The 11,949-nt window shown below is 66.4% G+C and carries 11 protein-coding genes; 8 read left to right on the plus strand and 3 right to left on the minus strand.

Annotated elements, in window-relative coordinates:
- Positions 1–91: 91 nt before the first annotated feature.
- Complete coding sequence (locus H7F35_RS18995; RefSeq protein ID WP_187108155.1) at positions 92–1,069, minus strand: LysR family transcriptional regulator; 978 nt, start codon at positions 1,067–1,069, stop codon at positions 92–94.
- 236 nt (positions 1,070–1,305) lie between these two features.
- Here H7F35_RS18995 and H7F35_RS19000 point away from each other — a divergent pair, with 236 nt between their 5' ends.
- The 7 genes from H7F35_RS19000 to H7F35_RS19030 all read left to right on the plus strand — a co-directional run bounded on the left by H7F35_RS19000 (position 1,306) and on the right by H7F35_RS19030 (position 8,277).
- Positions 1,306–2,268, plus strand: coding sequence for a Bug family tripartite tricarboxylate transporter substrate binding protein (locus H7F35_RS19000; RefSeq protein ID WP_187108156.1), 963 nt, complete (start codon positions 1,306–1,308; stop codon positions 2,266–2,268).
- A gap of 13 nt (positions 2,269–2,281) precedes the next feature.
- Complete coding sequence (locus tag H7F35_RS19005) at positions 2,282–3,895, plus strand: gamma-glutamyltransferase family protein (RefSeq protein WP_187108157.1); 1,614 nt, start codon at positions 2,282–2,284, stop codon at positions 3,893–3,895.
- Positions 3,896–3,928: 33 nt separating this feature from the next.
- Entirely contained in the window at positions 3,929–4,891 is a 963-nt protein-coding gene (locus H7F35_RS19010; protein ID WP_187108158.1) for a DMT family transporter, read from the plus strand.
- 11 nt (positions 4,892–4,902) lie between these two features.
- Entirely contained in the window at positions 4,903–5,703 is an 801-nt protein-coding gene (locus H7F35_RS19015) for an SDR family oxidoreductase (protein WP_187108159.1), read from the plus strand.
- Between the two features lie 19 nt (positions 5,704–5,722).
- The gene (locus tag H7F35_RS19020) at positions 5,723–6,619 is read left to right on the plus strand and encodes a DUF5672 family protein (RefSeq protein ID WP_187108160.1); all 897 of its coding nucleotides are present in this window, start codon (positions 5,723–5,725) and stop codon (positions 6,617–6,619) included.
- A 115-nt stretch (positions 6,620–6,734) separates the two neighbouring features.
- A complete protein-coding gene (locus H7F35_RS19025; protein ID WP_187108161.1) occupies positions 6,735–7,721 on the plus strand; it encodes a quinone oxidoreductase family protein in 987 nt (328 codons plus the stop codon).
- A gap of 121 nt (positions 7,722–7,842) precedes the next feature.
- On the plus strand, positions 7,843–8,277 hold the full coding sequence (locus H7F35_RS19030; RefSeq protein ID WP_187108162.1) for a response regulator: 435 nt from the start codon (positions 7,843–7,845) through the stop codon (positions 8,275–8,277).
- Here H7F35_RS19030 and H7F35_RS19035 read toward each other — a convergent pair.
- Positions 8,222–9,160 carry a LysR family transcriptional regulator gene (locus H7F35_RS19035; protein ID WP_187108163.1) on the minus strand — a complete coding sequence of 313 codons (939 nt, stop codon included), beginning with the start codon at positions 9,158–9,160 and terminating at the stop codon, positions 8,222–8,224. The genes H7F35_RS19030 and H7F35_RS19035 overlap by 56 nt on opposite strands.
- Before the next feature lie 70 nt (positions 9,161–9,230).
- On the opposite strand from H7F35_RS19035, the gene H7F35_RS19040 reads away from it, so the two are divergent.
- Entirely contained in the window at positions 9,231–10,238 is a 1,008-nt protein-coding gene (locus tag H7F35_RS19040; protein ID WP_187108164.1) for a bile acid:sodium symporter family protein, read from the plus strand.
- A gap of 22 nt (positions 10,239–10,260) precedes the next feature.
- On the opposite strand, the gene H7F35_RS19045 is transcribed toward H7F35_RS19040, so the two are convergent.
- On the minus strand, positions 10,261–11,922 hold the full coding sequence (locus H7F35_RS19045) for a Na/Pi cotransporter family protein (protein ID WP_187108165.1): 1,662 nt from the start codon (positions 11,920–11,922) through the stop codon (positions 10,261–10,263).
- Positions 11,923–11,949 lie beyond the last annotated feature (27 nt).

Genomic DNA, 11,949 nt, shown 5'->3' on the forward strand with positions numbered 1-11,949 from the left:
CGGGGAGGAAATACCGTTTGCTGATGCGCGGCCATCACTATTTCTGATGGCCGGCCGCGATGGCTGCGGCGCTCGCGTCGGCGGAGCGGTGTCAGGGCAGGTCGGCGTCCCAGAGGCCCTGGCCGGCCATGCGGGTGATTTCCTCGCGCAGCACGTCGATCACGGCCTGCACGACCGGGTCGGCCGGGCGGTTCGCGAGCGTGGCCAGCGTGTAGCTGCGCAGCAGTTGCGGCTGCGTCACGCGCGCGCAGACCCAGCGTTCGTCCGTCAGGGCCGAGTCGTCGAGTGCGCAGGCCGGCGTGAAGGTGAAGCCGGCACCGGCCTGGTAGAGCGAGCGCAGCACGCGCGCCGAGTCATGCTCGTAGGCGACGTTCAGCTCGATGTCCAGCTCCGATGCCGCGTGCTCGACCGCCTGCCGGATGCTGAAACGGCGTGACTGCAGCACGAGCGGCAATTGCGCCGCGCGCGAGAAGGTGATTTCGTCGCGACCGCGGCGATGCCCCGCCTTGGGGGCGGCACGCCGGCGCTTGAGCAATGGCGCGGCGATGCCGTTCACGTCGAAGCCGCAGAGGAAGATCGATTCGCTTGCCAGTGGCTCGCACACCAGGCCTTCGAGTGCCGGCGTGTCGACCATGATGCCGACGTCAGCCCGGCGGTCGAGCATGGTCTTCTTCACCATCAGGCTCAGGTCGTCCAGCACGAAGACGCGCACGAAGGGGTGGCGCAGCTTGAGCTGCTTGAGCACCGGGCCCATCAGCAAGGACGACAGCAGCGACGGGATCGCGAGGGTGACCGAGCCCTCCAGCCCTTGCGTGGGGCGCTGGAAGCGTTCGCGCAACGCGGCCGCGTCGGACAGCAGCCGCCGTGCATCGTGGTAGAGCTGCATCCCGGCGGGGGTCGGCGTGACACCCGCATGCGAGCGCTCGAAAAGCTGGGCGCCGAGTTCGTTCTCCAGCTTCTTGATCTGCGCCGTGAGCGCTGGCTGTGCCACGTACAGCAGGGCGGCCGCCCGCGAGAGGCTGCCGGCTTCGAGCACGGTGATGAAGTAGCGAAGTGTGCGAAGGTCCACGGTGTCGTCGTTGTGGTTGGAGGAAAAGGCTGCTGTCGGGCAGGGCCGTTGCGGCCATTGTCGGCAGGAAAACTGCGGCCCGTGGCGGTCCGGGTGGCTGTGGGCACGATTGATGCATCCGGCTCATATATCTATCAGATAAATCCATTTCCATTTTCAATGCCACAAGCGTCCAATCTTTCGGCCGCGCCGGGCCACGGCGCACCGATACAAAGACCTCGGAGAAAATCATCCACATGAAACGAACACGCTTCGTGCTCGCCGCCGCAATGCTGCTGGCCGCGACTTCTGCCCTGGCCCAGAACTACCCCAACAAGCCCATCCGGCTGATCGTGCCGTTCCCCGCAGCGGGCGCCACCGACCTCTTCGCCCGCACGCTGGGGCAGAAGATGGGCGAGAAGCTCGGCACCACGCTCGTCATCGACAACAAGCCCGGCGCCGGCGGCGCCATCGGCTCCGACCAGGCCGCCAAGGCCGCGCCCGATGGCTACACGCTGCTGCTGGCAACCACCAGCACGCACGCCATCGGCCCCGCCATCAACAAGCTGCCCTACGACACGGTGCGCGACTTCACGCCCATCGCGCATGTGGGCGATGCGGCCAGCATCATGCTGGTGCCGGTCAATTCGCCCGCCAAGACGGTGCGCGAGTGGATCGACTACGCCAAGAAGAACCCCGGCAAGCTCAACTACGCGTCGAGCGGCAACGGCACCATCGTGCAGCTCACGGCCGAGCTGTTCAAGGCGCAGGCCGGCGTGTTCGTCACGCACATTCCCTACAAGGGCACGGCGCTGGCCATTCCCGACCTGATCAGCGGCAAGGTCGACGTGCTGTTCGACTCGCTGCCCACCGGCATGCCGCATGTGCGCGACGGCCGCCTGCGCGCGCTGGGCGTCACCTCGCTCAAGCGCAGCCCGCTGGCGCCCGAGCTGCCGCCCATCGCCGATACGCTGCCCGGCTACGAGTCGAACACCTGGTTCGGTTTCTATGGCCCGAAGAATTTGCCGGCCGATATCGTTGCGCGCATCAACAAGGCCGCGAATGAAGCGCTGGCCGATCCCGACGTGAAGGAAAAGCTCGCACGCCTGGGCATCGAGCCCGCGGCGCCGGGCACGCCCGACCAGTTCGCCAAGCTGGTGGCGGTCGACGCCGCCAAGTGGAAAAAGATCGTGGTCGAACGCAAGATCACCAACGAATAAAGAGCACGCCGACATGAACTTCGATTTCAGCAACCCCTACCTTTCCACCCGCATTCCGATCTTCGCGCGCAATGTGGTGTCGACCTCGCACCCGCTGGCCTCGCAGGCCGGGCTGCGCATCCTGCAGCAGGGCGGCAATGCGGTCGATGCGGCCATTGCCACGGCAGCGGTGATGACGCTGGTCGAGCCAGTGAGCAACGGCCTGGGCAGCGATGCCTTCTGCATCCTGTGGGACGGCAAGGAACTGCACGGCCTGAACGCCTCGGGCCCGGCGCCCAAGGTCTGGACGCCCGAATACTTCAAGGCCAAGTACGGCGCCGACGCCGCCACGCCGCCGATGCGCGGCATCGACTCGGTCACCGTGCCGGGCGCGGTGCGCGGCTGGGTCGCCATGAGCGATCGCTTCGGCAAGCTGCCGTTCGCCGACCTGATGGCTCCGGCCATCGACATCGCGGAGCGCGGCTATCTCGTGCCGCCGGTGGTGCAGGGCAAGTGGGCTGCGGCCACGCCGGTGCTGCAGTCGCAGCCGGGCTTTGCGCAGACCTTCCTGCCCTGGGGCCGCGCGCCCGAGGTGGGCGAGCTGTTCCGCTTCGCGGCAGCCGCCCGTGCGCTCAAGGCCATTGCCCGCACCAAGGGCGAGGCCTACTACAACGGCGAGATCGCCGAGGCGCTCGCCAAGTTCTCCGCCGAACAGGGCGGTGCGCTCACGGTGGCCGACCTTGCGGCCTACCAGCCCGAGTGGGTCAAGCCGATCTCGCGCGACTACCATGGCCACACGCTGCACGAGATTCCGCCGAACGGGCAGGGCATCGCGGCGCTGATCGCGCTGGGCATCCTGGAGAAGTTCGACATTGCCTCGCTGCCGGTCGATTCGGTCCAGTCGCAGCATCTGCAGATCGAGGCGATGAAGCTGGCCTTCGCCGACGTGTACCGCTACGTGTCGGAACGCAAGACCATGGAAGTGACCACCGAGCAGATGCTCGACGATGCCTACCTCGCCTCGCGTGCGCGCCTCATCGACGTGAAGAAGGCGCAGGACTTCAAGGCGGGCAACCCGGTCAAGGGCGGCACCATCTACCTCACGGCGGCCGACGAGAGCGGCATGATGGTGAGCTTCATCCAGAGCAACTACATGGGCTTCGGTTCGGGTTGCGTGGAGCCCGAGTTCGGCATCAGCCTGCAGAACCGCGGCCACGGCTTCAGCCTCAAGGCCGAGAGCCCGAACGTGGTGGCGCCGGGCAAGCGTCCGTTCCACACCATCATTCCGGCCTTCCTCACGAAGGACGGCCAGCCGGTCATGAGTTTCGGCGTGATGGGCGGCAACATGCAGCCGCAAGGCCACATGCAGACGCTGGTGCGCATGCTCGACTACAAGCAGAACCCGCAGGCCGCCTGCGATGCACCGCGCTGGCGCTTCAATGCGGGGCTCGAGATCAACGTCGAAGCCGCGATGAACCCGAACACCGTGCAGGGCCTGCGCGACCTGGGCCATCACCTCGAAGTGATCAACGACTCGTACCAGGACTTCGGCGCCGGCCAGTTCATCTGGCGTGCGGGCGAGCCGTCGGTCGAAGGCTATGTGGCCGCCAGCGACCCGCGCCGCGACGGCGTGGCGGCAGGGTACTGAGCAAGGTCTCGGGGTTGCCGCGATGATCGGGGGATGAACAAGACAGCCGCGTCGCTCGGCATCCCCTCTCACGACGGCGCAAGAAAAGGCTATGCGACCGGTCTGATCCTTGCCACGCTGGGCGCGATTGCGTTCAGCGGCAAGGCCATCATCGTCAAGCTCGCCTACCGCCACGGCGTGGATGCCATCACGCTCATCATGCTGCGCATGCTGTTCGCGTTGCCGCTCTTCGCGGTGATGGCATGGTGGGCGGGGCGCGGCAAGCCCAAGCTCACGTCACGCGACTGGCTCGGTGTGATCGGGCTCGGCTTCTCCGGCTATTACCTTGCGAGCTTTCTCGACTTTGCCGGGCTGGCCTACATCTCGGCCAGCTTCGAGCGGCTCATTCTTTATCTCAACCCCACGCTGGTGCTGCTGTTCGGCTGGCTCATGTACCGGCGGCGCGCCACGCGCCCGCAGGTGCTGGGCATGGTCGTGAGCTATGCCGGCGTGCTGCTGGTGTTCGGCCACGAACTGTGGACCGGCGGTGGCGGCAAAGGTGGTGGGGCGGCAGCCTGGGGCGCGTTCCTCGTGTTCCTGAGCGCGGTGAGCTATGCGGGCTACCTCGTCTACAGCGGCGAGTTCGTCAAGCGCCTGGGCTCGCTGCGGCTCGTGGGCCTGGCCACCACCGTGGCCTGCGTGCTGTGCATCCTGCAGTTCGTGCTGACGCGGCCGATGAGCGCGGCTTTCGAGGTCGCGCCCGAGGTCATCTGGTTGTCGGTGCTCAACGCCACGCTGTGCACGGCCGTGCCCGTCCTCATGGTGATGATGGCCATCGAGCGCATCGGCCCCGCGGTGGCCGCGCAAACCGGCATGATCGGACCCCTGTCGACCATCCTCATGGGGGTGGTGATACTCGGCGAGCCGTTCACACCGTGGATCGCCGCCGGCACCGTGCTCGTCATCGCGGGCATCTTCGTTTTCACACGCAAGGGGCGCCAAGCCCCTGCACGATAGGAGCAAACAACATGGATCTGGGTATTGCAGGCAAGACCGCGCTGGTGTGCGGCGCGAGCAAGGGGCTGGGCTACGGCTGTGCCGAGGCGCTGGTGCGCGAAGGCGTCAACGTGGTGATCGTGGCGCGCGGCACCGAGGCGCTGGACGCGGCTGCGAAGAAGCTGGCCGAGGCCGCAGGTGGTGCAGGCGCATCGGGCCCGTTCGTCAAGCACGTGGCGGCCGACATCACGACCGAAGCCGGCCGCGCGGCAGTGTTCGCACTGGGGCATGACTTCGACATCGTCGTCACCAATGCCGGCGGCCCGCCGCCCGGCGACTTCCGCAACTGGGACCGCGACGCGTGGATCAAGGCGGTCGACGCCAACATGCTCACGCCCATCGAACTGATCAAGGCCACGGTCGACGGCATGGCCAAGCGCGGCTTCGGGCGCATCGTGAACATCACGTCGAGTTCGGTGAAGTCGCCCATCGACATCCTGGGTCTGTCGAACGGCGCGCGCAGCGGCCTGACCGGTTTCGTGGCCGGCGTGGCGCGCACGCCCATCGCGGCGCAGGGCGTGACCATCAACAACCTGCTGCCAGGCTCTTTCGACACCGACCGCCTCAAGGGCACAATGGCTGGTGCGGCCCAGAAGTCGGGCCAGGACTTCGACACCGTGTGGGAAGCCCGCAAGAAGAACATTCCGGCCAGGCGCTTCGGCACGCCGGCCGAGTTCGGCGCCATCTGTGCTTTTCTCTGCAGCATGCAGGCCGGCTACATGACCGGCCAGAACGTGCTGGCCGACGGCGGCGCCTACCCCGGCACCTACTGACCCATCCGCACAGGCGCGCATGAGCGGGGAGGCCTTCCGGCAGATCACCCTGGTGTCGGTCACCGGCCTGCCCGACGCGCGCGGCGCGGCGATGGCCCTGCAACTGAGCCAGTCGCAGATGCCCGGCACCTGCGCCTTGCTGTGCAGCCCGCAAGCGCCCGACGACCTGGCGCCGGGCATCGGGCACGTGGCGATCGCGCCGATGAACTACCACGAGTACGGCTGGTTCATGATGTTCGCGCTCTGGCGCGTGGTGCAGACAGACTTCGCACTGGTGGTGCAGGACGACGGCTGGGTCGTCAATGCCGCCAACTGGAGCGACGAGTTCCTGGGTTGCGACTACATCGGTGCGCCGATCCACCTGGCGAAGATCGATTCGCCGCAGGGCACGTTCTGGCGCAACAGCTTTGACTGGGCGCAGGAACTGCACAAGACCGACCACATCGTCACGCCGATCCAGAACGGCGGCTTCAGCCTGCGCAGCCGGCGCTTCATGAAAGCACTGGTCAATCATCCGCACATTCGCGTCGAGATTCCGCCGCCCGATGTGGTGGAGGGCGATCCGCTCAGGATGCATTGGCAGCACAACGCGCTGCTCGAAGACGTGCAACTGAGCGGCGTGCTGCGTCCGACCCTCGAAGCCGTCGGCATGCGCTTTGCTCCGCTGGAGCTGGCGCGCAGCTTTGCCATCGAGCATGCGGGGCCGCAACTGCACCACGGCTACGACGCGATGCAGCTGTTCGGCCACCACGCCAAGGTGCGGCAATTGGTGAGCCTGGCGCCGCTCACGCTGCGTTCGCTGATTCCGTTGTCGCAGCTCGATAGCTGGTACGGCGAGCGCGAGATCCTGCAGATGTTCGAGCGCAACGGTTATCTCATCGAGTTCGCGCCCGAGCCGCCGCCGCATCAGGCGTGAGTCGAGGCGGCGCCTGCATGGCCGCCGACCTGGCGGGCAATGTCCCGCACCATCGCGAAAGTGCCAAACGTGGCACGATGCGCCTCTTCTTTTTCTGCGTGTGGAGACAGTAACGATGATCAGCAAAGCCGTCCGTATCGACCGTCATGGCGGTCCCGAAGAACTGAAGATCGTCGAGGTCGAAGTCGGTGAACCCGGCCCCGGCGAAATCCGCATCCGTCACAAGGCGGTGGGCCTGAACTTCATCGACACCTACCAGCGCAGCGGGCTCTATCCGTTCCAGATGCCGTTGCAGCTCGGCATGGAAGCCTCGGGCGTGGTCGAGGTGGTGGGCGAAGGCGTCACGCACCTGAAGGCCGGCGACCGCGCCGCCTATGCGAGCCAGCCACCGGGCGCTTACAGCGAGTTGCGCGTGATGCCGGCCAAGAACGTCTGCAAGCTGCCCGACGACATCTCCTTCGAGACCGGCGCGGCCATGATGCTCAAGGGCCTGACCACCCAGTACCTGCTGAAGAAAACACTGCCGGCCGAGGGCCTGCAGCCCGGCGACTTCATCCTGTTCCACGCAGCCGCCGGCGGCGTCGGCCTGATCGCCTGCCAGTGGGCCAAGGCCCTCGGCCTGCAACTGATCGGCACGGCCGGCAGCGATACCAAGTGCAAGCTCGCGCTCCAGTTCGGCGCGGCGCACGCCATCAACTACAGCACCGAGAACTTCGCGGCCCGCGTCAAGGAAATCACCGGCGGCAAGGGCGTGAAGGTGGTCTACGACTCGGTGGGCAAGGACACCTTCGAGGGCTCGATCGACTGCCTGCGTCCCTTCGGCCTGCTGGCGATCTTCGGCAACGGCTCGGGCCCGGTGCCGCCGATCAATCTCGGCACGCTTGCATCCAAGGGCTCGCTCTACGTCACGCGGCCCACGCTGTTCACGCACATGGCCACGCGCGAAAGCACGCAGGCCATGGCCGACGACCTGTTCGCGGTGGTGCGCAGCGGCGCGGTGAAGATCCCGATCGAGCAGCGCTATGCACTGGCCGACGTGCAGCAGGCGCACCGCGACCTGGAAGCGCGCAAGACCACGGGCTGCACGATCCTGACGCTGTAGGACCGCGCGAAAGGGTGGGGAGGGCGCCGCCAGCCTTGTCCTACCCGCGTGGGGGTGTCATGCCTTCGACTTGTGCCGGGCGCACTTTGTAGCCTGTGGCAAAAGCTCAGAGGCAAGCGTCATGAACACCGTCCGCACATTCATCGTCGAAGACAACCCCACCATCCGCGAGAACCTCGTGGGCACCTTGCGGGAGGTGGCCCGCGTCGATCCCATCGGCCAGGCCGAGTCGGAAGCCGAGGGCACGCGCTGGCTGACGGGCAACCCGTCGCAGTGGGACTTGGCCATCGTCGATCTGTTCCTGAAAGACGGCACCGGCTTCAGCGTGCTGCGAGCCTGCCGCAACCGCGACCCGATGCAGAAGATGGTGGTGCTGAGCAACCACGCCACGCCGGACATGCGCCGCAAATGCGCGCTGCTCGGTGCCGACGCGGTGTTCGACAAGGCCACCGAAGTGGAGGACCTGATCGACTTCTGCCTGCGCCAACGGCAGGCGCAGTTCAGGCGGGCGGCTTCTTCACCGGCGTCGTCGCGCCCGACTCCGCTGTCGCACTGAGCGCGGCGGTGTCGCGCACGATGCCCCACACCTGCTGCGCGAGCGGCGAGAGCGCGCGGTTGCGCCGGCGGATCAGCATGATCGCCCGCTGCACGCGCGGCACCAGCGGGCGCACGACCAACTGAGCCAGTCCTTCGGGTGGCAGCGACATGCCCGGCATCACGCTGATGCCGATGCCCGCCTCGACCATGCGAAAGACCGTGGTCGGATGGCCGAGCTGCTGCTTCACTTCGCACTGCGCGCCGTGGTGCTCCAGCGCCTGGTCGATCAGGCGGCGGCTGCCCGAAGCGTGGTCGAGCAGCACCAGCGGCTGCCCGTCGAGTGCCGCCCAGCGTACGGAAGTCTTCTGGGCCAGCCGATGCGCGGGTGGCACCACCAGCACGAAGGGGTCGTTCAGGATCGGCTCGCAATGCAGGTCGTCGGCTTCCGAAGGTTCGATCACCACGCCGAAATCGACCTCGCCGCTGCGCACGCTGTCCAGCACGTCCTGCTGGATGCGATCGAGCAGCAGGAACTGGATGCCCGGCGCCGTATCCGCGCAGACCGCGATGCACCCGGGCATCAGGTTGGCCGAGAGCGTAGGGCTGCTGGCCACCCGCACCTTGCCGCCGCGTGCACTGGCCAGGCCGGCCACGTCCTGCAGGGTCTGGTCGAGGTCGTCGAGCACACGGTCGAGCCGGGCCGCGAGCGACTGGCCGGCCTCGGTCAGCATCACCTCGCGCGTGGTGCGGTCCAGCAGCTTGAGGCCGAGTTGCGACTCAAGCTCCAGGATCGAGCGGCTGACGGCCGGCTGGCTCAACCCGACCTGGTCGCCGGCGCGGCTGAAGTTGCGCCCCTCGGCCACCGAGCGGAAGACGCGGAGTTGACGGAGCGTGACGTTCATGCGCTGGAATCATATATCCATCCGATAAATCCATTTCTCTTTTGAATCGCCAGCCGCTCCAATACGTCCCATGGCCCGTTCACGCTTTCTCCCCGACAACTTCACGCTCGCGCTCGTCACGGTCGTGACCTTCGCCAGCCTGCTGCCCGCGAGCGGGCGCATCGCACATTTCTTCGAAGGTCTGACGACCGTCGCCATCGGATTGCTGTTCTTCCTGCACGGCGCCAAGCTGTCGCGCGAGGCGATCATGGCGGGCATCACGCACTGGCGGCTGCACCTGCTGGTGTTCGCAAGTACCTTCGTGCTGTTCCCGCTGCTCGGGCTGGCGCTGCGGCCGGTGCTGTCGCCGCTGGTGACGCCGGAGCTTTACACCGGCGTGCTGTTCCTTTGCGTGCTGCCGGCGACGGTGCAGTCCGCGATTGCATTCACCGCGATGGCGCGCGGCAACATGCCCGCGGCCATCTGCAGCGCATCGGCCTCGACCTTGCTGGGCGTGTTCATCACGCCGGTGCTGGTGAACCTGGTCGTGCTGCCGAACGGCGGTGGCATCACCTCGTCGTCGTCGCTCGATTCGATCGGCCGCATCCTGCTGCAACTGATGGTGCCGTTCGTGGTGGGGCATCTGCTGCGGCCGGTGATCGGCAAGTGGATCCAGAAGCGGGCCGCCGTGCTGAAGTTCGTGGACCAGGGATCGATCCTGCTGGTGGTCTACACGGCGTTCAGCGCGGCTGTTATTGAAGGACTGTGGAAGCAGATTCCCGTGAGTGCGCTGCTGGGCTTGCTGCTGGTGTGCGCTGTGCTGCTGGCCCTGGCCCTGGGCGTCACGACCCTGATGGCGCGCAAGTTCGGGTTCGACGTGGCGGACGAAATCACCATCGTGTTCTGTGGATCGAAGAAGAGCCTGGCCAGCGGTATTCCGATGGCGAAGGTCTTGTTCGCTTCACACGCGGTGGGCGCGATCGTGTTGCCGCTGATGTTGTTTCATCAGATGCAGCTGATGGTGTGTGCCGTGCTGGCGCAGCGGTATGCGCGGCGCGAGCGGGATGCAGACCCGGCTGCCTTGACTGCGGCCAAGTAGCCGTTGCTTCCCGGAGCCGGAACTACCCTTCGATCTTCCCCAGCCGCGATTCCTTCAACCGGCTGGGCGCCAACGCCCCGGCCGATTCGAGGATCGGGTACGCAATCGAGCAGATGTGCGAGTTGATCCGCTTCAGGTCGCTGATCAGGTCGATGTGCAGTGAACTGGTCTCGATGCTCAGCGTTGTCTGGTCCGACAGGCGGTCCAGGTGGGTCGTCGCATAGGCCCGTTCCAGATCCCGGAACCGCGCCTTTTCTTCGAGCAGCTTCTGCGCATCCCGCACGTTGCCGTTCAAAAACACGCTCATGCTCAACCGCAGGTTGGCAACCAACCGCCCGTGCAGCTCGACGATCTCGGCCATGCCGGCCTGCGAGAAGTTGCGCTGCGGCTTGATCTTCTTGTCCTCGATGTCGATGATCACGCGCTCGATGATGTCGCCGATCTGCTCCATGTTGATGGTGAAGCTGATGATGTCCGTCCAGCGCCGGCTTTCCTCTTCGCCCAGCGCCTCGCGCGAGATGCGGGTCATGTAGTACTTGATGGCCGAGTACAGCTCGTCCACCGTGTCGTCGAGCTGCCTCAGCTCCTGCGACAGGCGCAGGTCGTTGTTGCGGATCACGTCGAGGGTGCCGATCAGCATGGTCTCGACGATGTCGGCCTGGTGCAGTGCTTCGCGTGCCGCGTTCGAGATGGCCAGCGAGGGCGTCGACAGCGCCGATGGATCGAGGTGATGCGGCCGGCTGGTGCCGGCCGGTTGTTGCGGCACCGGCAGCATCCGCGTCACCAGCTTGGCCACCCATTGCGTGAGGCCGATGAAGCCGACGCTGATGATGATGTTGAAGGCCAGGTGGAACAGCACCACGCCATGCGTCTGGTTGGGCAGCTCGGGCTGCACATAGCGAATCCACAGCCCGATGAAAGGCGCGACGAGGGCCACGCCCAGCGCCTTGAAGAGCAGGTTGCCGACCGTCACTTGCCGCACCGACACCGCCGACTTGGACGTGGTGAGCACCGCCAGCAGCCCGCTGCCGAGGTTGGCGCCGAGCACCAGGCCGAGCGCCACGTCCAGTGGCACCACGTTTGACGTGGCCATGGCCGCGACCAGCAGCACCACCGCCAGGCTCGAATACGCCACGATGGCCAGCACTGAGCCGATGGTGATTTCAAGCAGCACGTCGCTGTTGAGCGATGCGAGCAGCGCGCGCACGGCGGGCGAAGAGAACAGGGGTTCGGTGGCTTCGACCACCAGTTGCAGCGCGAGCAGCATCAGCCCCAGGCCGATCAGCACCCGCCCCACGCGCCCCGCAACGCTGGCCGAGCGCGTGATGAACAGCACCACGCCCACGAAGATGAACATGGGCGAAAGCCACGACAGGTCGGCCGAGAACAGCACCGAGATCAACGCGGTGCCCACGTCGGCACCCCGCATCACCGCCAGCGCCGCAGGGAGCGTGACAAGGCCCTGGCCGACGAAGGACGAGGTCATGAGCGAGGTGGCGGTGCTCGACTGCACGAGCGCCGTGACGCCGATGCCCGAGAGGGCGGCCGTGAACCGGTTGCGCATGCTCTGCACGAGGATCTTGCGCAGGTTGGCGCCGAACACGCGCAGCACGCCGGTACGAACGAGGTGCGTACCCCACACCAGCAATGCGACTGCCGCCAGCAGATTCAGAAGATGCTTCATGGGTGTCGGGTTCTGGCCTTTCTCTTG

It is taken from the genome of Variovorax sp. PAMC26660 (genome assembly GCF_014302995.1).
In the GTDB taxonomy this organism is placed as follows: domain Bacteria; phylum Pseudomonadota; class Gammaproteobacteria; order Burkholderiales; family Burkholderiaceae_C; genus Variovorax.